Genomic DNA, 22,004 nt, shown 5'->3' with positions numbered 1-22,004 from the left:
TTACTCCAATTTTAATGGTGCTAGGAATCATATACCTAATGCAACAGATCAGAAAAAAATGATTATATCGCCCTACATGGGCTTTTTCTTTTGCCCAAATCCCTTCATAATAAACTTATTATTATGATAGTAAATCTTTTATCTACTTGGGTACTGGTAAGATTCCGCAATGAATGATAAATTGTCCCCAACAGGTCAAAGACACGGTGCGCCAACACCGTGCCTGGATTTCCGGGATCTCATTCAGTTATCTTTTCTTGTAAAAGAGTTCTTAAAACCCTTTCCTCATACCAGGGGACAAGTCTGACCTTTAGCTTGTCACTGGTTTGCTCATGCTCATTATATCGAATAAAGACGCTAAAGATCAGACTTTGAGAAAAAAATACTCCTTGCATAAGGAGGGCAAAGTGCACAAGGTTACGATTGAGGGATCGTATACATAATTATCACATTATATAGTATAACACAGGAAGAAGATGTATATTGTCCCTATTTAAAAAACTGAAAAACCCCGGGAGGTTCACAGATGTTGGGCTATCCTTCCCACTCCACAATCGTGAACTTCTCTCTCTCCAATATCACTCTTACTGTCTGCTTTACCTCATGCTGTGCTCTTCCAACCGATACGACTCTTACTTGGCCATTCGGATCTCTTTTTGCGGTCGTGGTCACCTCTATGCCTTCCCACTCCATCGTATGACTCCCTTCCCATGTCGGCTCTTCACGCAGTCGTGCTTGCATCTGAGCGATGCCACTTTCTGCTGCGGACTGAGCTTTGATCATTTGCCATTCGAGTTGTTCGCTCTGTTGACTGCGAATCGTATGAGAGATGGCGACCGTCAGTAAGAGGAAAATGATCAAAGTTGCTGCGAGCACGGTGGGAAGGGCCAGCCCTTCTTCCTTTTGCCACATTCCTTCCTTACTCCTTTGCGAGACGACTGCGAATAAAGGTTTCCATCTCCATATCAGCCGTCCAATTCTGCAAACCGATATCGATCCAGACTCCATCCTGTTTCGGTACAAAAACAGCGTAATAAACATCCTGTAGAAGGATTGTTGTTCCCCTGTAATCCGTTCCTCCTACAGCCTTTACTTCGCGTACCACCCTCCTTCCTCGGCTGTCCAATCGATATTGCAGGCTCTTGCCACTCGGCAGATCAAACTGAAGATCTCCTGCATCACTTAAGCGAAAGTTCTTTCCCTGTCCAACCTCTTCTTTCATATCAGAATAATAGGCTCCCCAGGCCATCTCCAACTTCTGTCGTCCCATCGTCTCTTTCGTTTCCGATTCTACTACCCAATTGAGTGAGAATATAGCGGGTAGAAGGAGCACAAATAAAGATAGCGAGAGTATCACTTCAATATAAGTAAATCCCTCTTCCTTGGAAGAGGCGGAGCGATTGTATTCTCGAACGATGTAGCTCATGGTACGTATTGTAGTGAAGCTTGTTCTAATGCCCTCTCCTTTCCATCGTTTTCTCTCCATTGAATTCGGACGCGCGTCTCGATCAGATGAGTATCTACTTGTGTTCTCTCCCATGATAAGCGATAAACCACTCCCTCCATCCACTGACTTTGATACTCTTCCTCGCCTATTTGCGGTGTGAACTCCACTTGACGCTCCAGCTTCTCCATCTGAGACAGAAGAAATTGCCTGCCTTCAAACACCTGATCTTGCTCTTGTTGTTCATCTCTTAGTTCCATCAAGATGGGTAAACTAAAAACAGCCAGCACACTTAAGATCATCAGTGAGGTGACGATTTCAACAAAGGTAAACCCACCTTCAGCCCGCCCGTTCTGCCTCCTCAAGGGGATCGCTCCACTCGTGGACGACCCGATGCCACTTGTACCACCACTTCTGCTACAATCTCCTCTCCTTTAACCAAAGAAAAAGTGCCACCCCTTGCTTGTCCAGTAGCGCGAAAAACCAATCCTTCCTCTGTATAGTTATCCTTCAATTGATATCCCTTGGGGATAGGCTCTTTTAGCAGCACATTCCCCTCTTGCAAGATACGATAAACACCCTCTCTCCCTTCTACCTTTAACACCACTTCCGCTTCTTCACTCTCTGCCACCCGCTGTGCCGTACGAATATCGGCTGCCAATTGATCAAGAAACAACTCCTCTTTTGTCCGTTCACCAAGAAAGCTCCACGCGGGCAACGCGATGGCTGTCATCACCGCCAAGATCGAGATACTGATCATTAACTCAATCAGAGTAAAACCACCCTCCCGCTTCATCTTCTTCACTCCTCATGACCATGTTCCGAGCAGGAGACTCGCTTGGCGCTTTCCGCTGTCTCATCAATGGTATAGGCTCCACCCGATGGGCAAACAGGAGTGGAACGTAAGTACTCCGCTTCCGTCAGCTTGGCTACGGTCGTCGGGTAACTTCCCATCTCCAAATAATAATTATCTGCTTGGGCACCGATCATTTTCCGGTTGGCCTCACAAGCTCGCAACTGAGACTTTTCCCCTGCAGAAATGAGGTTGGGAAGGGCAATCGCAATAACCACTCCAATAATAAACAGCACAACCAACATCTCAATGAGCGTAAATCCTCGCTCATTCTGTCTCGTGTTTTTCACTTTCATCCTCCTATTCTAGTTAAATCGTCTGTATCAGATTAAGCATAGGCAAGAATAAAGTGACCACTGTAAGTGCAATCCAAATACCGATCGAAAAAATAAGGAGAGGTTCCAGCGATCGTGTCAATCGGCGTGCTCGCTCTTTCATGGATAAAGCGGTTGCTTGTGCTAGCGTAAGTAGAGAGTCATCCAATCTCCCCATTTCCTCACCCAAAGCCACCATGGGTACGAGTGTTGGTAAAAAGATCCCCTTTCCAGCAATCGAAATGGATTCATAAAAAGGAACCCCATTGAGTAACTGCTTTTCCATCCGCCGGACACGGTCCGTCAACGGTTGCCAAGGCGAAAAGCGGCGAATAAATGTTAGGGCATCCAATAGAGAAATCCCTGCTCGCAGAAGAGACCCCAACTGAATCGCAAAGTAATGCGTGGTTCTCTGCTGTAAATACCGGCGAATAACAGGAACTCTCATCACGACCTCCAACCCACGACTACGTTGATATGGAGAGAAGAAGCGACTTCCTAAATAGCAAAATAATATAAATAAACAAAATAAAAAGAGTACGACAAATCCTACACGCGCCCATTCCACTGATGCCAGCATCATTCGCGTAAATGGAGGAAGCTCCACTCCCATGGATTCATACAACCCTTTGAATCGAGGAATAACCACAAACAAGAGAAACAATAAAGCGACTACTACCATTCCCATCACAACCACAGGATAAAGCATGGCCTGTCTCACTTCTCGGATGAAGTGCTCGCGTTCACGATAATACTGCTCCCCCTGTTCCAATCCAAAACAAAGATCACCATGCTCCTCCGATGCACGAATGAAAGAAAGAGCCATTGGGGGAAACTTCTCTTGTTCAAGAGCGAACGAAAAGCGATCTCCAGATTCAAGGCACTTGCAGATGCGATCCGCTTCCAATTCGGTTATCACTTTCTGTTCTGCTAACAAACGTAAACTGGGGAGTAAAGGAAATCCACTCTCCAATAAGTTAGCCAAATACTTACTAAATAAAGCAACCTTCTTATCCTTCCAAACAGACTTAAGCAAATCCTTCCACCACCCGATGGTACTCGTGTAAATCAATTTCCCCTGAGTAAACACGTTTCCGGCCCACATCGGCCAAAGTAGAGATACCCTCTCTTTTTAAGTGCTTGCGCAATTCGGATAGGGACACCCCTTTGGCTATCAATCGTTCCCACTCTTCCGTAATGGAAAGCACTTCAAATACCCCTTTACGCCCCCGACAACCTACTTGCTGACATGCATTACACCCTCGTCCCTGGCAAGTTGGACAAAGGAGTCGCACCAAGCGTTGCGCAATGACACCGGTAAGCGCAGCGGCTACCCTGTAGGGAGCGATCCCCATATCCAGAAGGCGCGTAATGGCTCCGCAAGTATCCGAAGTGTGAAGGGTTGTTAAAACAAGGTGACCAGTGAGTGCTGCCCGCAGAGCAATTTCTGCTGTCTCTTGATCTCGAATCTCACCCACCATGATGACATTGGGATCTTGCCTTAAGAGAGCACGTAATCCAGAAGAGAAGGTTAGTCCTGTTTTTGAACGAATCGGCACTTGATTAATCCCTTCGAGATGGCATTCTACTGGATCTTCTAAGGTAACAATGTTCACTTCAGGTTGATTTAACTCTTGTAGTAACGCATACAAAGTGGTCGTCTTCCCACTCCCAGTGGGACCCGTAACAATCATGAGACCATGTGGCTGGGTGATCATCTGATGCAACCGTAACCTCTCTTCTCTTTCGAGACCCAGATCCGTCAACCTCAATTTCCGTGCTCGGTTATTCAGAAAGCGTAAAACCAACCTTTCTCCATAAAGAGTCGGCATCGTCGAGAGACGGATATCCATTGTTCTTCCACCTTTATTTGCGGGTACCGTGCACGCTCCATCTTGCGGTAGTCTCTTCTCACCGATATCCAACTTCCCCATTACCTTAATCCGTGAAATGACAGCCTGTCCTTCTTTCTTAGAAATCTGATCCAACTCAACCAGCAATCCATCCACCCGTTGCCGAATACGGAGCCCCTCCTCAATGGGTTCCATGTGAATGTCACTTGCGCGAGCGCACAGCGCTTGCTCAAAAAGCCAGGTAACATAAGAAACAATGTTCAAACGAAACACCTCTATTGGTTAAAGAAGTTACAAACCCATATTTCAACAAATTTAATCAGATTCCCTTTTACTTTCCGAAAATAATTGATTTAAATTTGGTAAAAAAGGGTGTGATTCGACATTTCTATCGTCACAACTAGAGCTCTGCAAACAAAAAAAGACCCTACCTCACGCTATAAGCGTATAGGTTAGGGGCTAACCCACTTTTTCATTGATTCCTTCCAATTCACTTTCTACACGAAACAAGCGTTTATTTAACGCCAATGTTTCATGCTTGACGCCACCCACTGCATGATTTACTGCTCGTGTCATCTCGAGTAATGTTTCTTGAACCTCTGCAAAGCCAACTTCAAGCCTCTGTTCAATCACATCGAGTCTCTCATCAACTGTATCTAAGCGTTGTTCAAAGCGTTCTTGTCTCTCTTCAAATGCATCTATGCGTTGTTCAAAGCGCTCTTGCCTTTCTTCAAATGCATCTATGCGTTGTTCAAAGCGCTCTTGCCTCTCTTCAAATGCATCTAGACGTTGTTCAAAATGCTCCAGCTTCACAGCGAAGGCTTGTTGATTTTTGAGTAACTCCTGCTGACCCTGATTCAGTTTCTGTAACTCCGCTAAAATTTGGGCTTCCACGCCGATCCCCCTTTCCTCGCTCGTTCCATTCTTATCTCCGTCAGCTTACCACACTCACCTATCTCTGTCTATATAATAATAGAATATTCTTATAATTATGCACTGGATAAGTCCTCCCTTTCTACTTTGGGAATCAGCGAGACAGATTACTCCTTTAAAGCCTTTGAAAATCATCAGATGATCATGGGGGACAAGCATGGTGTGATACCTCTCAAGCAGGTTAATCGCTCAAGCCGAATCAACAGGGAATTAGATGGCCATTGGGCTCCACCAGCTTGGAAAACCTGCTTAGTAGAAGCGGGGTCAAACCCAACAAAAAGATCAATATGTTCACAAAACCGCCATAAAAAATATGAAATTTTAATATAATTTTCACTTTTTCTCCCCTTGCATACTTCCTCCCCCTTTTAGCCATCTTAATCCCTATAAACAGTGGGGAGTAGCCAAGTGGTAAGGCAACGGACTTTGACTCCGCGATGCGCAGGTTCGACCCCTGCCTTCCCAGCCATTGCTCTAATTCGGCTCATTCATTGCCCATGGCATATATTGCACTAGACTTACCCGCACGGCTCCCTTTATAATGAAAGGGAGTTTTTTCGAAAATTTAAAAGTAAGAGGTGAATCCTGTGATAGTATTATCGTCAATTGTAGCAGGGACGATTTTTTCGCTTTGGGGATTTGCCCGCTTCAACACCTATCGGCCACTGGTTAACCATGTCGACATGAAAGTGAAACGCCCCCTTGATAAAGAGGGCCTACGGATCTTGCACCTTTCGGACTTGCATATGGAGCGACTCTCCATTAGTCCTGAAAGCCTAAAAGAACATGTGTCTGATGGCAAACCCATTGATCTTATTGCACTTACCGGCGATTATTTGGACACGGAACCGATGATCGACCGTTTCTTCGAATATATGGACCAACTCGCTTCTCTAAACCCTCGTTATGGTATGTATGCCGTTTTCGGAAACCATGACTATAAAGTGGCACACCGCATTCCCGAAATCCGTCAACGAATGGAAGCATACGGGTGCGTTGTTCTACAGAATGAGAACCATAAGTTGAAGGTCAACGGCAAGACAATCAATATCATAGGAATAGATGATTATCACACGCGTCATAGCGACGTTGAGAAGTCCTACGAAGGGTTAAACGAAGAGGAAATCAACTTAGTATTAACCCATGATCCCAATATTGTATTGGAAATGGAAAATCATTCGTTCGACTACCTCTTATCTGGTCATTTCCATGGTGGGCAAATTCACTGGCCACGTCCTTTCCATTTACGCAAGATGGGGAAACTTCCGCGCTTGAAGATGATCAAAGGACTTCATTACCATCGTGAACGAGCCTTTTATATTAGTGAAGGTCTGGGACAAACAGCATTAAATCTGCGTCTCCGCTCTCGTCCCGAGATCACCTTTCACAACTTAGGAAATCGTGACCTCTCCTCTTGAAGCTTATCTTAATATGATTAAAAGTGACCAATCGTCTGAGCCAGGCGATTGGTCTTTTTATTCGCTACGTAGGTAAGCGGCAGCCACCTCAGCACCCGCATGTGCGGATGAGGGATGCCCCAACTGCTTTGCCCGCTTCTTCATCGCTTCCCGCTCCCCTATGTGTGAGTAAAGAAGATTCATCTTATATGGAAGATGGATGGGATCGTCTTCGCGTACAGCAACCTGCTCTCGTAATAAAAAGCGGCTATTTCGTTCCTCTTGTCCAGGTATCGGCTGGCAAATAGCCATCGGCAACCCTACAGCGAGTGCCTCTGATGTTGTCAATCCTCCTGGCTTGGAAATCATCACATCAGATAATTGCATCAGTGAGGCCATTTCCTCTACATACCCTGTGATGAGAATGCGTTCATCCTCTTGATATTGCGCTTGCAACGATTGATACAATCGCTTGTTACTCCCTGTTACCACGACAACCTGAATATCCCGAAAGAAGCTGAGTATGGGTTCCAATGATTCCTTCACAGGTCCAAGACCCCCACCTCCGCCCATCAGTAACACGGTAAAACGATCAGGAAATAGACCCCAAGACAACCGCAACGCTTCTCGTGACATCGCCTTCTCCTCAGTAAAAGATGGACGAATCGGAATGCCTGTCACATGGATGCGCTCGGGTAGCAATCCGTACCGTTGCACTAGTTTCTCTTTTATGGAGGCATGTGCGACCAGGTAGAAATCCACATCCGAATGTACCCAAAAGCCATTCACATCAAAATCTGTGATCACCGCCCCTAAACAAAAGGGAGTAGCACCCTCCTTTTTTATGACAGCCATTGCACCTAGGCAAAATGCATGGGTACAGATGACAACCTGTGGCGATCGATCTTCCAACCATTCGCGTAGACGATTTGCAATCATCCTCCCTAACGGCTCCTGAAATAACTGGCTCCATCTTGTTTCACGCTCATAAGCTGCTCCCCACAACCGCGGGACATGGTGAAGCGTATGTGAATATAGCTTTTTTATCACTCCCACCACATAGGGGCTAAACTGTGTAAGACCACTTTCTATCTCTACGGTGTGTTGTGGGGATTTACATGCCAATCCCTGTTTTAATGCCATGGCCGCTTGATGGTGACCACTCCCGCCCATTGTCTCTGTTAGAATGAGAATATCTGCCACAGCTTACCTCACTCCTCTCTGATCCCTCCATACTCGCTTAAGATCTTCTCTTTGGACATGTACACGTTCTTCGGAACGAGCTTCGTATTCCGTTCAAACAAGCGTCTCCATCCCTGTGGACGGCATACACACAAGATAATGCGAAAAAAGAGACTTTTCACCATCCGGTGCCCCTTACTTTCTATCGGATGCGTATCGAAACCCAGGTGATGAGCACCACGGTGCAAAAAGGTTATTCCTAAAGCCACTTTTATCTCATTCGCATCAGGATGCTCCTCGATTCGTTGCGCCAATCTAGGAAGGGACTGTCGAATGAGCTGAATCATCAGGACTGCCATCTGCACTTCACTATTTTTCTCTTTCTTACGTAAGAGCCCTGCCAATTTGCAATTGTAGATGTGCAGCTTGACATAGCGATCTCCTTTTCTTAATACCACTCCATCTGAAGTTGTAATCGATTTTCCCCCATATCTTTTTACCACAATCCGAAAGATGTTTCCCCCTGCGCGGTCCACATATTGAAGACGTGTTAAGCGAAAATAAAGGTGATCCCACCACTGCCATAACGTCAGAATCCCATTCTCCACTGCCCTTCTCTCCCGTCATCTTCGATACCCTCAATGATTGTTACTATTATGATCCCCTCATGACAAGAAATGAGTGAAACCCATTGGAAATAAAGAAAAAGCCTCCCTAATAAAGAGAGGCCTTATGCCAAGGGTTGTCGCTTTTATCGTTAAGAATCGTGATTTTCACCGGCTATGCTTCCTTTATTATCTGCTGCTTCTTTTTTTTCGTTGAAGCAACCAGCCTACTACCAATACAGTAGCGGACATACTTATTGGAATCAGCCATTCTAGGAAATGGAGCTGTTGTTGTTCAATGACAGTTTTCATCCAATTATCTCCAATTACTAGATCGCCAGCCGTATACCCTAAGATCGCCGAACCCACATACACGATCCAAGGAAACTGGTTCATAATCGAAGCGATCATTTTGCTGCCCCACATCAAAATGGGGATACTTAAAGCTAAGCCAAATAGCACGAGATAAATATTTCCGTGGGAAGCACCCGCAATCGCTAATACATTATCCAGGCTCATAATCACATCCGCGATAATAATCGTTTTAATGGCGCTTTTCATCGAAGGTCCTGCTGCCCCTATATTGCTATCTTCTTCCTCTTCTACTAACAGGCTAATCGCAATCCAGATGAGCAGTAACCCCCCGATAGTGCGTAAAAGGGGAATAAACAGTAAGTAGACAGCAACGATGGTTAGTGTGACACGTAATAACACTGCCATCAAGCTTCCGTATAAGATCGCCTTTTTCCGCTGTTGCGGAGACAACTTCCGCGCAGCCATCCCAATGACAACCGCATTATCACCACTTAGAACCAAATCCAATATAATAATATTTGCGAACCCGAGCCAAAACTGTGCATCCATCAAGCCTTATTCATCCTTCCCATGACAAGCCACATTACAAAAAATCCTTTCTAGAATATAATCATTTCTGTCCCAACTCACAAATACATTTTTGATAAACATTGCACTTGATGTAAACATTTCATAATGGATTTTTCCTATTTCAGGACAGGCACACCGTATAATGTATTTACCTATAGTATAGCGTATTCCAATGAAAAAGCCCTTATTTTTAGTCGGAAGTGTCCAATAAGGTACGAATAATGGAATAGGTTAACTTAGGCACAATCTCCATCGAATAAGGAATCTCTACGCGCTCCCATTGCTTATGGGCATCCATTCCATAGGGCCCGACATTGACCACCGGTACATCCAGAGCACGAATAGCATCCACATCCATTTTTAATTTCGTTCCCCATGCAGGAATATTGTTTTCCAATGCCTGAATTCCCTCCATATCATCACTGATAGCAACAAAACTCATATCTGAGATATAGGGGAAGAAGTTTCTTATCTGTATGGGATGCGGATAATCCGATTGTACAGCGTTTACCCCTTCATGGACCGCTTCAATTAAGCGTCGGTCACGTGTATCCGACTCGTTTAAAACGACCCGCGGCTGATAAAGTGTCGCATAAAATAAAATAACGGCCGGAGAGTCATCTTCTGCCCACTCCCACATCCGCTCTACCATTTTACAACAGTATTGACGCATGTCGAGATCTTTATCTTGCTTGTATTGGGAAGCTGCTAAGCGCATATCTTGTTCAAACTCTTCTCCATGCTCCTCTTGGCATAGCGCATAAAATTCCTCATACGTATAAACACGGGGCTCAATTTCTTGTCGCACATATGGCTCCCCGCTCAGATCACAAAATTGGCGATAACGAGCTTGAAAACGGTTAATCGCCTGCTCAAATGCCGTACGGGCCACTTCTTTCATACGTTCCAGTACATCTTTGGGTGACCAGCTGTGTACAAAGAAATTGTAATAAGAAAAGGCCGCCAGTGGCGTTTGCACATCATAGGAAGGTTTTAGATCCGTCTGTTTCAATGATACCGGTGGTGTGGTCACTTCTCCGTACATCTCATCACAAAAATCGGTATTATAATCCAGCCTGGCTGTCAATTCAGCAGCCACCAAGTTGGGATCAAACCCTTCAAATGCTTGGCCTGCATGCGTTTCTTTCCCGACAATAAAAAAAGCAGGTAACAACTTGCCAACCGTCCCTAGATACACATACCGATTTTCGTCCCCTTCAAAGCGCGGAGAAGTGTAGTCGGAATTGATCGCAGCAACATACTGCAACCTTTCTTGATGAGACAAGGCGAGTAAATCCTTCAACGCAGACAATACACCGCGCGAACTATCCTCTTCATCACATTCTACCAACAGCAACAGGTTGCCTTTTAGTTGCTCGCGATGACGGGCAAAATAATGGGTTAAGGCAATATTACTTGCCACCCCACTTTTCATATCTACGGACCCTCGTCCACACATCCATTCTCCTGAATCCAGATCACGCTGAACAGACGGCTTCACTTTCCCATTTTTCCATTTCTCCATCAGTTCATCAGGGGAAAAGGCAAATCTCTTCCATTTCCCATAGTCTTCGATCCCTACTGTATCCAAATGACCCAATAAGATGACCGTTTCTTCCTCGCTAGGGTCTAGTCCTTTAACCAGTGCAAGCACATTATACCGTTCTTGAGACTCTCCCTCGGTCTGGACAATCCGTAGATGTCCAGGATTATCCTGAAAATAAGGGATCTCTTGCAGTAGGTCATGGATTTTAAATGCTATATCTCGTTCCCCCGTCGTTCCCACAACACTTGGGTGCTGAACCAACTCTTTGGTTAAAGACAACACTTCCTCACGGAAATCGGGCATGCCTCATCCCTCCTCATCTACGGATTCTCTAGCCATTCTTGAGATGTTTCCTCTATCATACGCAGTTTCACCCGTACATGACCCTCTTGCTACCTGTAAATATTAGAAATAGGAAAACTCCGATTGTGTACTGGTCGGTTTCAGCACCATGGTTTCTGTTCCTTCTACGGCCTGCTCGACCAACTGCTCCACATCCAGATGAGACTCCGTTCGCTCTGTCTCTTTTATTCCGGGACGTGTTTTAGGTGACTTCGGCAAGAAAATCGTACAGCAGTCTTCATACGGTAGAATAGACGTTTCATAGGTCTCCATCTGCTTGGCCAGTTGCATAATTTCTTGTTTATCCATCCCGATCAAGGGACGCAAGACAGGCATATCAACCACCTGTCCAATCGTTCTCATACTTTCCAGTGTCTGGCTAGCAACCTGTCCTAAGCTTTCACCTGTCACCAAGGCAAGGGCGTTTTTCTTTTCTGCTAGTTTCTCCGAGATACGGAACATCAGTCGCCTCATGACCGTAATAGAATAGGCATCCAGACACTTTTGGCGAATTTGTGTTTGCGCTTCCGTAAAGGGTACGACATGCAGGTGAATCTCTCCGCCAAAACGCGTCAAGATTTGAGCTAGATCCTCTACTTTCTTGCGTGCCCGTTCACTTGTAAAGGGATGGCTATGGAAATGAACAGCATGCAACTCCGCTCCACGTTTAAGTGCCAAGTAGCCAGCTACTGGGCTGTCAATTCCACCTGAAAGCATTAACATCACTCGTCCACTTGAACCGACAGGTAATCCGCCTAAACCTGCGTGGTCATTCCCATACACATAGGTGTGTTCATCTCTGACTTCCACATGTACTTTTAAATCCGGTTGATGGACATCGACAGATAACCCATCGATTTCTTGTAACAAATGACCGCCCACTTGCCGATTCAACTCTTGGGAGCGGATGGGAAACGATTTGTTGCTCCGCTTCGCAATCACCTTAAATGTTTGCGGGACGGGATTCGTCGCTCGCACCAACTTCACGGCCGCTTGACAGATGGCTTCATAATCGGAAAGTACCCGAAAAGCTGGACTAAAACCAACGACGCCAAAAACCTCTGACAATTTCTCCATGACGGGCTCTGCCTCTTCCCCACCCAGCTCCACAAAGAGACGACCATAGGTTTTGGACACTTTGGTTTGATGAAATGGTTTTAACTTTTGCCGAATATTTCTTAGTAACCGATTCTCAAACTCTCGACGATTATTCCCTTTTAATGCTAATTCTCCATAACGAATGAGTATACAATCAAATGACATAACAATAACTCCTCCTACTCATCGCGATAGGTCATGTGCCACAGACGATCTAACGCACGACAGATCGCTTCACCCGTTTGTTCCATTTCACTTGCTGTTGTTTTTTGCCCCATACTAATACGGATAGCTCCTAAAGAGGCTTCTTCTGATACCCCCATCGCCACCAAAACACGACTGGGCTCCTCTCCCTTGGAAGAACATGCTGATTTACTGGAGACGAGGACCCCCTCTTCTTCCAAAGCATGCACCATCACTTCCGAGCGTAAACCAGGAAAGGAGAGGTTTAAGATGTGCGGAGCGCTACCAGTAGCAGAAAGATCTCCATTAAGTATGACACGATCACCAAAAAAAGTGGATACTTTCTGAACAAGCTTTTCTTTCCACTGACGCCACTTCGCTTCTCTTTGATGACGCTCTTTCATTGTCAGCACAGCCGCCTTGGTCATACCAGCAATTCCGGGAACATTCTCTGTTCCTGAGCGATAACCTGCTTCTTGACCACCTCCAGCCAACAGCGGATAGAGGGGCATACCCTGCCGTACATATAAACAACCGATCCCTTTCGGACCATGAAATTTATGAGCCGAAATCGTCATCAAATCCACACCCAGTTGCTTTGGCTGAACGTCGATCTTTCCAAACGATTGTACTGCATCCACGTGAAAGCGTACTTTGGGATACTTGGCCAAGCGTTGACCAATTTCTTGAATCGGCTGGATGGTACCCACCTCGTTGTTTACATGCATGATAGAGACCAGTACGGTTTCGTCCGTCAGTGCGTTCTCCACCTCATCCGGACAAACACGTCCTGCATGATCCACTGGGAGGTAGGTTACTGTCCACCCTAACTCCTCCAACTGCTTCGCGACCAGAAAGACTGAATCGTGTTCCACAGCCGTCGTGATCATGTGACGCCCACGCTTTTGTAATGCAAATAAGCTTCCCTTGATTGCCAAGTTATTGGCTTCCGTACCACCAGAAGTAAACACGACTTCCCCTGGTGACACCGCCAACAGCCGTGCTAATGTCTCACGCGCATGCAGAACAAACCTCTCCACTTTTAGACCGGCTGCGTGTAGAGAAGAGGGGTTTCCGTAAAGGTCGGTTAGTACATTTTGCATGACGTCCACCACTTCCACGGAAGGCTTTGTGGTTGCACTATTATCTAAATAAATCATTGGCTCCCCTCATAATCTCCTTTCTTACGATAACCTTTTTATCTGATCATGAATGACTGAACACATCATACCACAAAAGAAAAGAGAGTCGCACCCTTTCCAAAGGAGGGGATAGGAGAAAGGGAAATCAGGTGGAAAATTCACTCCACCTGATGGGAAAAGCCCAATTGTATAAGTCAAATCAGGAATCTCTCTCACCTTCCGCCTCAGGTCCTGCCAATCCATGTAGGATGACCTCAGCGATCCATTCGATCTCTTCCTTCTCAGAACGTGGGGCCAATAGATTTGGCGCCACTTGGCTAAAAAGTAGATACCCCATTCCCATCGAAAAAATGCTACGCAAAACGACATGAAGCGGGACATCGGACCGTATTTTTCCTTCCTTTTGTAATTTCCCCATCGGTTCGGACATCACTTGATAAACCGATTGCATCACATGCTTCTCCAATGCTTCCCTCAGTTCTGGATGAAAAAGGCTCTCCACCAGAATCACCTTAACGCGGTCCCAGTTCTTTCTTATCAATTGAAAACGATCCGCATACAGCTCTTCCATCATGGTACGCATCGGAAGGTCTTCATCTAAAATATCCAACAAAGAATGGACAATGTACGGGGTCGCCACTTTAGAAATAACCGGTATGACCAAACGTAACAGGAGGCCTTTCTTGGATTTGTAATGCTTAAATATGGTTGCTTCCGCTACCCCTGCCTCTTTCGCGATCCCTTGCGTGGAGGCACCACTATATCCTCGTTCAGCAAACATACGGATAGCGGCTTCCAACACCTTGCGCTGTTTTTCGGTTAGTTTTTTTGACTCATCTAGATCCAACTCATATTGCGTCGCAATCTCATCTACCCAATCCTGCCAATCAGCCATCTGTTTCTACTCCCTCGCTTCTCATCACATGGATAAAAATATCCTCAAGGGAAGGATCATCCCTCCCGCTGTCCGCTCTCCTATATCGATGGCGCAACTCACGTAAGCTCCCTACTGCCACCATCTCCCCGCGATTCATCAGACCAAGACGGTCGCATTGCTCCGCCTCATCCATATAATGCGTCGTCAATAGAATCGTTGTTCCCCCTTCTCCTAATTGGTAAAGATGCTCCCAAAACAACCGTCTTGTAAGCGGGTCTACCCCACTCGTCGGCTCATCCAAAAAGAGGAGAGGAGGGTTATGGATAACGGCACTCGCAAAAGCAACACGTTGTTTGATTCCATCGGAAAGCTCCTCTACCCTTTTCTTTCGTACCTTGGTTAAATCATATTGTACCAATTGTTCTTCAACCCGGCTCTTACTATTTTCCCCTACACCGTATAGACGCGCGTAAAAGAGGATATTCTCTTCCACCGATAAATCAATATAGAGAGAGAATTTTTGTGACATGTACCCAATCTGCGGGCGAATCATCGCCTGCTGTCGACGGATATCCTTCCCCAACACTTCCCCCTGACCACTACTCGGAGCCAACACGCCACACATCATTTTGATTAAGGTTGTCTTACCTGCCCCGTTACCTCCCAAAAGGCCAAAAACTTCTCCTTTCTTTATCGTGAGATTTACCTTATGGACAGCGGTAAAGGAACCAAAAGTTTTACTTATCTCTTGTAAGTGAATCATACGAACTCGCCCCCTTCACTAGAAAGTTGCCTTAACCGCTCCAATACGATGTCCTCAAATGAGGGAGCACTCGATTGGAGGGTATCCTCTTCCCAACCAAAGAGGCGTGCAATTTCGCCCCGTTCTGTCCCTTCAGAACAGACCAGAATCCACTTCGATCCTCTACGATAAGCATCGATGATCTTCTCTCTCTTTTTCCATTCATGGATCTCTTCCACGGTAGGTCGTTGGCTACTTTCCACTTGATAGATCGGGTAAGGAAACTGGTCGATCAATTTTTGTGGATCTTCCTGTAACAACAGCTCCCCCTTATGCAAGAAAAGAACTTGCTGACAATAGCGAGACTCTTCCAGGTATTGCGTAGACACAATTATGGTCGTCTTTTTCGCATGGATATCCTGGAGCAACTGCCACACTTCCCAGCGCGAAAGTGGATCCACTCCATACGTGGGTTCATCTAGGATGAGCACTTTGGGCTGATGCAAGAGCGAGACAGCAATCGCTAGCTTCTGCTTCATCCCGCCTGAGAGTGCTCCTGCTAATCGCTTCTTAAAGTCATCTAGCCCCACCCATTGTAGTAATGAAGAAGACCGCTCCGTAATTTCTGCTTTGCTCAGTCCGTACAACCCACCGTAAAATCGCATGTTCTCCTCAATGCTCAACTCTTCATACAAAGCAAAGCGACTGGAGACATAACCCAAGGAAGTTTGTTCAATCTCTACCTCTCCGGTGGTGGGACGGAGCGCTCCGCATAAACAACGCAATAAGGTCGTTTTGCCTGCTCCGTCTGGTCCAATCACTCCATAGATCTGTCTATGCGGTAAGTTCAGATCAAGCGGTGCCAGGGCTACTTCTTTGCCATACGTTTTACTTACATTCGTCACACGAATCATGCTCACACCTCCTTTTTAGGATAAATTGCGCCGAAAACGAATGGATGCCAGTAGAATGAAGAAGCAAGCAAATCCAATCAGCACCAGCATCTCCAGAGGAAAATCCCATGGCGTCATGCCTTTAAGAAAAACATCCCGACTGATCGGAATAAAATAGGTAAGTGGCATGAGATAAGCAATCCAACGTATTCCCCATGGCATCGCTTCCAGAGGAAAGACGAACCCAGATAAAATAATTTGTGGGAAAAGTGTCAGTACCGCTAGTTGCATCGCCTGTTGTTGATTTTGCGAAACCGTGGAGATCAAAAGTCCCAATCCTAGTGAACCGATCAAAAAGAGGAAAGCAACAAACATAAAAGAAAAGAAAGGACCATGAAAAGGAACAGCAAATAAGGTAACACCGACAAAGAAGACCAGCAAGAAGTCAACAAAGGCGATCAAGACATAAGGAATGAGCTTCCCTAAAATCAATTCAAATGAACGGAGAGGGGAGACGACCAATTGCTCCAATGTTCCCCTCTCTTTCTCCTTCACCACACCCAAAGAGGTCATCAGTGTCGTAATGAAGATGAGCACCAGTCCCACCAATCCTGGAATCATATAGTCAACACTTCGTAAATCCGGGTTATACAAAACATCTACTTCTGGCTCCAACTGCTTCATGTCAGGAAGGATGTCGGTCAGTTTGTCCGCGCGTTCCGCCATACTCTCCTCTATCCCATTTTTGAGTTGCTCACTCATGTTCTTTTCCATTTGTTCGATCTGAGAGGGGGAGAGTGACTGTAATAGAGGTGCCAGCTCTTCCATCTCACGTAAGCTGAATGAGGGGGCAGGGGGATCTTCCAACGTTAGTGTCAACTCCTCTTGAATTCCTTTCATATTGGATTGTTGCAGTTCTATAAGGAACGAAGAGGTATGACGGACGGCTGATTGCGCAGTAAACAGGCGACTACCATCTACCTGAATGGTCAACTTTTGTTCCTCTGTCTCAGGAAAAGCTTGATATCCTTGGGGAAACGTAAGGACCACATCCGCTTTCCCTTCTTCTAAGTACTGTTTGCCGGTATCTTCATCTACTACGCTCTCCAAGAGCAATTCATCGTTCCCATCCAACTGCTCCGTCGCATGACGACTCGCCTCGTTATCTGCTTTATCTACCACGTAGACATGGATATCTTCGATATCAAAACGAACTGCATAGCCAAACGCGACGAGCCAGATAATAGGCAAAAGCAACATCATGGCCAATGTTCGTCGATCTCGTCTCAATTGAATAAATTCTTTCCATATGAGTGAACCCATTCGCCTCATCATTTCACTTCACTCCCCTTTTTTAAAGTGAGTAATCACTTACTTTTAGCATATAAAAAAACCTCCTGATTCACAAGAGGAAAATACATTCGAAAAAAAGAAAGAGGAGCACCTTTTTTACTTTCAGATCTACGAGACTTCGATTGTGCTCCTTTGAAGGCAAAAGTCAACATTTCAGATATCCTCACGAAAGACGTAGGAAACCATGGGAAAGGCGGATCTATCCATCGCTATCTTGCGCCTCTCCCCATCGGCCCCTGCCCTAAATTCCTTATTTATTTAGAAGGAAAGTGATAAGATGCTCCTATGTATCAGCGTTAAGCGTTAAGACTTCTTATGACATCTTTTGTACTTTCGCCACCGTACAACGGGAGATGCAAATCAAGCGGTCTTTCTCATCGTGTATACGGATATCCCAAACCAACGTTTTCTTCCCTGTATGAAGCGGAGTCGCTTCAGCAAAGACAAATCCCTCTCTTACGGGACGTAAGTGATTGGCGTTAATCTCCAATCCAACAGGCGACTCCGTCTCACTATCACAGTAGAGTATAGAGCCAAAGCTGGCTGCCGTCTCTGCTAAGACGACAGAGGCCCCGCCGTGTAAAATCCCATACGGTTGATGTACGCGCTCATCCACAGGCATTTTCAGGAAGACACGTTCTTTTGTAAACTCAAGGGTCTCAATTCCGAGTAGGTCTACCATATGTTTTGGGTTTTTTTCCATGCCGATCTCTCCTCTGTTGTCTCTTGTTCCCTGTTTAGATTTGATCTACTTCCACTCGTGCTAGTTCACTCAAATCAATCGCGTTCATTTGAGAGAGGGCATCGAAGAAGGCTACTTTAAAACTGGCTGGTGCTTGTGATTGCTGGGCACCCTTTTCACCTGCTACACCCAGAGCGATGAGGGCGATGCTGGCCGCCAACCAATAGTCGCGTTCTACTGCTACCAGTGTCCCAATAACGGAGGCTGCCATACAACCGGTACCGGTAATGCTCCCCATGAGCGGATGACCATTGTGAATGTGCGCCACCCGTCTGCCATCGGTAACAATATCCGTCTCTCCGGTAATGATCACTGTTTTCCAACCATCAGCGAGTGAAATAGCTACCTCTTCTAGATCTGCCTCTACTTTTCCTGCATCCACTCCACGAACTTCTGCTTCAACTCCAGACAAGGTAGCGATCTCAGCAGCGTTTCCTTTGAGTACATCCACTTGGACCTCTGTTAAAATCCTTTCCATCGCTTTGGTGCGGTAAGTGGTAGCCCCCACTCCCACTGGGTCCATAATGACGGGAGTCCCCAATAGGTTGGCTTTTTTCCCCGCAACTATCATGGCCTCCACTTGGGGTTCGGTTAGAGTACCAATATTTAACACCAAAGCAGAGGCCAAGGAAACCATCTCCTCTACTTCCTCTTTCGCATGGGCCATCACGGGTGATCCCCCAATATGTAGTGTAATGTTGGCGCTATCGTTCATGGTAACTCCATTGGTAATATGATGGACGAGCGGGTTGGCTGTACGCACTCGCTCTAAGAGTTGGTAGTCGCTAGACAGTATCTTCATCATGACTCTCCTTTCGTTTTTTAATGGGGTTCTCTCGATTCATCGAAAAAACCGGGAAGAATGGTCCCGGTTTTTTTCTTGTTCTCTTATTCTTTCTCAGCGTGATACTCAGCAACCACGCTGGTGCCAAGACCGCCGCGAGGGTTCCAGAGTGCTTCGATTTTCATGTATTTGGGCTTGGCTAGGGCAACCAAATCATCTAAGATCCGATTGGTCGCATGTTCTTGATAGATCCCTACATTGCGGTACGAGGTTAAGTAGTATTTGAGCGACTTCATTTCGATCAAATCATTTCGAGGAATGAAGGTAATCTTCATTTCCGCGAAATCAGGTAAACCCGACCACGGACAGACAGAGGTAAATTCGCTTGTCGGAATGACCACTTCTGTATCTTTCTCTGGATATTCGTAAGCAATGGTCTCTAAGATATCCACCATGATGGTGGATTCGTCTTGTGTGTCAAAGCGGATATTTTGATATTTGCTATGATCAATCGTGTTGTTTTCCATGGTAACTCCTCCTGTTTCGCCAGTCCATTCTTTACCGCCCGAGCGGTGTCTTTTTCCCGTTCCCTATTATACAGGAAGAGAAGGCGAAGATGAATGACCATTAACACTAAAAATAGGGGATTCCCGCCAACTACGCTAAGCATACTGGAAGAGCCCTCCGCTCTTCCTTGCCTTTTCAAAGAAAAACTACTTCTTGCGAGCAATCCAAAACGTCCACCGTTCTACTTCCTCTATCTCACCCGTAACATCACGCAATCGTTCATTTATTTCTTGGACCAGCTGTGTTAACTGTACATCCGTTAATTCGTGTAAGATGGATCGACCGGTACGAGCCATCAGTTCATCGCGCACTTCTTCCTTCCGCCGATACACTTTACGAACTTCCCAAACCGTTTTCTGCTGGATAGAAGAAAACCCTGCAGCTTGTAGAGCCGTATACACTTGGGAGCTAGCAGGTCTGCGTTGCCGCTCAATCTCCACTAGGTGCGGAAACTGCTCGAAGAAGTAGCCACGGAGATGGTGAATACTTCCCTGCAGCAAACAATCAGCTAGCGTGCGATCCTGAAGAAGAAGGATTCCTTCGTTTTTTAGCAGGCGATTCGCCTCAACAAAAGTCTTCTGCAAATCGGGTACATGGTGGATTAATGCCCGTTGCAAGACAAGGTCAAACGTCATCTCAAAAAGACCCGTCTCATAAGCATTCCCTTGGTGAAGGCGAACACGCTTATCACCTGCTAAACGCTTGGACGCCGCTTCGATCATTTCCATGGAATAATCGACCCCTGTCACATGGGATGCCCCCATCTCCATCAGCGCTTCCGAATAAATACCGCCACCACAACCGATGTCACAAATATTCATCCCACGAACGTCGATCCACTCTCGCACGCTCTCTTTCCATGACGGGTCTGCTACCCGTGTAGCATAAGAGTAACGTTGACTAGGATCGTGAAAATTAATCGGCATCACTTTTCTCCCCCTCAGCTCATCCACCATTCGTTTCAATAGATGAAACTTAGTTTCATTTTTTGTCATCAGCAATTATGTACCCTTTGGCTTGATTTTGTAAACAAGTGGTATAGATTATATAATGGGAACAACGATGGAGAGATGCCGTGGTTTACATGCCTTTCACGTCTGTAGTAGACATCGATTAATAACGTCTCTTGTTAGTGAAAGAAGATCAAGATTAATTGAAGAGGTATCCGTCCGCTGGATGTTCTCTCGAAGCATGAGAGGGTAGGTATCTAGCCTCATCCCGTCTTTGTTCTTCCATTAATCGATAGAGAAAGAGGATAGACACCATGCACCAACATAACCATACCCATACGGGGCACCAACATGGACATGAACGCGCTGGGAATAAACGCGGTTTAACGATTGCCCTCCTCATTACGACGAGTATTATGGTCCTGGAATTTGCAGGCGGTCTTATAACCAACAGCTTGGCACTCTTATCGGATGCTGGACATATGTTGAGTGATGCTGCTTCCCTCGCACTCAGTCTCGTCGCGATGTGGTTTGCCACCAAGCCACGTACAGAAAAGAATACCTATGGATACTATCGTTTTGAGATATTAGCAGCCTTGTTTAATGCCATCAGCCTCTTCATCATTGCTGGTTTTATCCTGTGGGAAGCAAAAGACCGATTCTTCGACCCGCCAGAAGTAGCCGGAAAAACCATGATGATGATCGCCTTCATTGGCCTCGCTGCCAACATGATCAGTGCGTTTTCTCTTATGAAATCGGGGGATGTAAAAGAAAATGTGAACGTGCGAAGTGCTTATTTGCATGTGATCGGAGATGCCCTTGGCTCCGTTGGTGCACTCATCGCTGGCTTGCTCATGATTGCCTTCTCCTGGTACATCGCCGATCCCATCATCAGTGTACTTGTCTCGCTCTTAATTTTAAGAAGTGCGTGGGGTGTGTTGAAACGGAGCATTCATATCTTGATGGAAGGGACGCCTCATGCCGTCGATCACGGTAAGGTTTTTGATACGCTCCAATCCATTCCCGGGGTGGTCCGACTGCATGATCTACATATCTGGACAATCACCTCCAATATCGATGCACTTAGTTGCCATCTGGATGTGGAAGATGAAGCGAATGAACAAGTGATTTTACAAGAAGCCATTAGACGCTGTGAAGAAGTAGCGGGAATTACTCATACAACCATCCAAGTGGAGAAGTCCATGATCCAACATGAGCCGATTCATTAAAAAAGCGTTGGTCCCCATCGAGGGGCCAACGCTTTTTTGGTAAAACAGATGAATGATCTGTATAGCATTTCATGGAGAGCAATCTGTATG

General features: G+C 45.9%; 24 protein-coding genes and 1 tRNA gene. 3 read left to right on the top strand and 22 right to left on the bottom strand.

What is annotated here, in order from left to right:
• Positions 1 to 534: 534 nt before the first annotated feature.
• The 8 genes from AC6RGY_RS02615 to AC6RGY_RS02580 form a co-directional block, all read right to left on the bottom strand.
• Positions 535 to 912, bottom strand: coding sequence for a hypothetical protein (locus AC6RGY_RS02615; protein WP_499859568.1), 378 nt, complete (start codon positions 910 to 912; stop codon positions 535 to 537).
• A 7-nt stretch (positions 913 to 919) separates the two neighbouring features.
• The gene (locus tag AC6RGY_RS02610) at positions 920 to 1,426 is read right to left on the bottom strand and encodes a hypothetical protein (protein ID WP_499859564.1); all 507 of its coding nucleotides are present in this window, start codon (positions 1,424 to 1,426) and stop codon (positions 920 to 922) included.
• Positions 1,423 to 1,809 carry a pilus assembly FimT family protein gene (locus tag AC6RGY_RS02605; RefSeq protein WP_499859562.1) on the bottom strand — a complete coding sequence of 129 codons (387 nt, stop codon included), beginning with the start codon at positions 1,807 to 1,809 and terminating at the stop codon, positions 1,423 to 1,425. The genes AC6RGY_RS02610 and AC6RGY_RS02605 overlap by 4 nt, the downstream gene beginning before the upstream one ends.
• A complete protein-coding gene (locus AC6RGY_RS02600) occupies positions 1,806 to 2,240 on the bottom strand; it encodes a prepilin-type N-terminal cleavage/methylation domain-containing protein (RefSeq protein ID WP_499859557.1) in 435 nt (144 codons plus the stop codon). The genes AC6RGY_RS02605 and AC6RGY_RS02600 overlap by 4 nt, the downstream gene beginning before the upstream one ends.
• A gap of 5 nt (positions 2,241 to 2,245) precedes the next feature.
• The gene (locus AC6RGY_RS02595; RefSeq protein WP_499859552.1) at positions 2,246 to 2,587 is read right to left on the bottom strand and encodes a competence type IV pilus major pilin ComGC; all 342 of its coding nucleotides are present in this window, start codon (positions 2,585 to 2,587) and stop codon (positions 2,246 to 2,248) included.
• Positions 2,588 to 2,606: 19 nt separating this feature from the next.
• The gene (locus AC6RGY_RS02590) at positions 2,607 to 3,647 is read right to left on the bottom strand and encodes a type II secretion system F family protein (RefSeq protein ID WP_499859548.1); all 1,041 of its coding nucleotides are present in this window, start codon (positions 3,645 to 3,647) and stop codon (positions 2,607 to 2,609) included.
• Complete coding sequence (locus AC6RGY_RS02585) at positions 3,640 to 4,728, bottom strand: GspE/PulE family protein (protein WP_499859544.1); 1,089 nt, start codon at positions 4,726 to 4,728, stop codon at positions 3,640 to 3,642. The genes AC6RGY_RS02590 and AC6RGY_RS02585 overlap by 8 nt, the downstream gene beginning before the upstream one ends.
• A gap of 195 nt (positions 4,729 to 4,923) precedes the next feature.
• On the bottom strand, positions 4,924 to 5,358 hold the full coding sequence (locus AC6RGY_RS02580; protein ID WP_499859541.1) for a hypothetical protein: 435 nt from the start codon (positions 5,356 to 5,358) through the stop codon (positions 4,924 to 4,926).
• 433 nt (positions 5,359 to 5,791) lie between these two features.
• Between AC6RGY_RS02580 and AC6RGY_RS02575 the strand changes: the two genes are divergently transcribed.
• Positions 5,792 to 5,866, top strand: a tRNA-Gln gene (locus AC6RGY_RS02575).
• Positions 5,867 to 6,080: 214 nt separating this feature from the next.
• Positions 6,081 to 6,815 (top strand): metallophosphoesterase, encoded by a 735-nt coding sequence (locus AC6RGY_RS02570; protein WP_499861433.1) that lies wholly within the window; start codon positions 6,081 to 6,083, stop codon positions 6,813 to 6,815.
• 57 nt (positions 6,816 to 6,872) lie between these two features.
• On the opposite strand, the gene AC6RGY_RS02565 is transcribed toward AC6RGY_RS02570, so the two are convergent.
• From AC6RGY_RS02565 to AC6RGY_RS02500, 14 genes are all read right to left on the bottom strand, one after another.
• Complete coding sequence (locus AC6RGY_RS02565) at positions 6,873 to 7,997, bottom strand: MGDG synthase family glycosyltransferase (protein ID WP_499859539.1); 1,125 nt, start codon at positions 7,995 to 7,997, stop codon at positions 6,873 to 6,875.
• Between the two features lie 8 nt (positions 7,998 to 8,005).
• Positions 8,006 to 8,584: a YkoP family protein gene (locus AC6RGY_RS02560; RefSeq protein ID WP_499859537.1), complete on the bottom strand. Its 579-nt coding sequence runs from the start codon at positions 8,582 to 8,584 to the stop codon at positions 8,006 to 8,008.
• Between the two features lie 186 nt (positions 8,585 to 8,770).
• Positions 8,771 to 9,445, bottom strand: coding sequence for a TerC family protein (locus tag AC6RGY_RS02555; protein ID WP_499861431.1), 675 nt, complete (start codon positions 9,443 to 9,445; stop codon positions 8,771 to 8,773).
• 211 nt (positions 9,446 to 9,656) lie between these two features.
• Positions 9,657 to 11,315, bottom strand: coding sequence for a M20/M25/M40 family metallo-hydrolase (locus AC6RGY_RS02550; protein WP_499859535.1), 1,659 nt, complete (start codon positions 11,313 to 11,315; stop codon positions 9,657 to 9,659).
• A gap of 102 nt (positions 11,316 to 11,417) precedes the next feature.
• On the bottom strand, positions 11,418 to 12,617 hold the full coding sequence (gene thiI, locus AC6RGY_RS02545) for a tRNA uracil 4-sulfurtransferase ThiI (RefSeq protein WP_499859531.1): 1,200 nt from the start codon (positions 12,615 to 12,617) through the stop codon (positions 11,418 to 11,420).
• A gap of 14 nt (positions 12,618 to 12,631) precedes the next feature.
• Positions 12,632 to 13,795 carry a cysteine desulfurase family protein gene (locus AC6RGY_RS02540; RefSeq protein WP_499859528.1) on the bottom strand — a complete coding sequence of 388 codons (1,164 nt, stop codon included), beginning with the start codon at positions 13,793 to 13,795 and terminating at the stop codon, positions 12,632 to 12,634.
• A 181-nt stretch (positions 13,796 to 13,976) separates the two neighbouring features.
• Complete coding sequence (locus tag AC6RGY_RS02535; RefSeq protein WP_499859525.1) at positions 13,977 to 14,672, bottom strand: TetR/AcrR family transcriptional regulator; 696 nt, start codon at positions 14,670 to 14,672, stop codon at positions 13,977 to 13,979.
• Positions 14,665 to 15,417 carry an ABC transporter ATP-binding protein gene (locus tag AC6RGY_RS02530; RefSeq protein WP_499859523.1) on the bottom strand — a complete coding sequence of 251 codons (753 nt, stop codon included), beginning with the start codon at positions 15,415 to 15,417 and terminating at the stop codon, positions 14,665 to 14,667. The genes AC6RGY_RS02535 and AC6RGY_RS02530 overlap by 8 nt, the downstream gene beginning before the upstream one ends.
• Complete coding sequence (locus AC6RGY_RS02525) at positions 15,414 to 16,310, bottom strand: ABC transporter ATP-binding protein (protein ID WP_499859521.1); 897 nt, start codon at positions 16,308 to 16,310, stop codon at positions 15,414 to 15,416. The genes AC6RGY_RS02530 and AC6RGY_RS02525 overlap by 4 nt, the downstream gene beginning before the upstream one ends.
• 15 nt (positions 16,311 to 16,325) lie before the next feature.
• A complete protein-coding gene (locus AC6RGY_RS02520; RefSeq protein WP_499859519.1) occupies positions 16,326 to 17,624 on the bottom strand; it encodes an ABC transporter permease in 1,299 nt (432 codons plus the stop codon).
• A 331-nt stretch (positions 17,625 to 17,955) separates the two neighbouring features.
• Positions 17,956 to 18,345 carry a hotdog fold thioesterase gene (locus tag AC6RGY_RS02515; RefSeq protein ID WP_499859518.1) on the bottom strand — a complete coding sequence of 130 codons (390 nt, stop codon included), beginning with the start codon at positions 18,343 to 18,345 and terminating at the stop codon, positions 17,956 to 17,958.
• Positions 18,346 to 18,379: 34 nt separating this feature from the next.
• On the bottom strand, positions 18,380 to 19,186 hold the full coding sequence (thiM, locus tag AC6RGY_RS02510) for a hydroxyethylthiazole kinase (protein ID WP_499859515.1): 807 nt from the start codon (positions 19,184 to 19,186) through the stop codon (positions 18,380 to 18,382).
• Positions 19,187 to 19,272: 86 nt separating this feature from the next.
• Complete coding sequence (queF, locus tag AC6RGY_RS02505; protein WP_499859513.1) at positions 19,273 to 19,695, bottom strand: preQ(1) synthase; 423 nt, start codon at positions 19,693 to 19,695, stop codon at positions 19,273 to 19,275.
• 186 nt (positions 19,696 to 19,881) lie between these two features.
• Positions 19,882 to 20,661 (bottom strand): class I SAM-dependent methyltransferase, encoded by a 780-nt coding sequence (locus AC6RGY_RS02500; protein WP_499859511.1) that lies wholly within the window; start codon positions 20,659 to 20,661, stop codon positions 19,882 to 19,884.
• Positions 20,662 to 20,999: 338 nt separating this feature from the next.
• On the opposite strand from AC6RGY_RS02500, the gene AC6RGY_RS02495 reads away from it, so the two are divergent.
• Positions 21,000 to 21,914 carry a cation diffusion facilitator family transporter gene (locus AC6RGY_RS02495; protein ID WP_499859508.1) on the top strand — a complete coding sequence of 305 codons (915 nt, stop codon included), beginning with the start codon at positions 21,000 to 21,002 and terminating at the stop codon, positions 21,912 to 21,914.
• Positions 21,915 to 22,004 lie beyond the last annotated feature (90 nt).

The organism is Mechercharimyces mesophilus, from assembly GCF_059818345.1.
The sequence above is the reverse complement of the archived record's forward strand: the minus strand, read 5'-3'. Positions and strand labels throughout refer to the sequence as shown.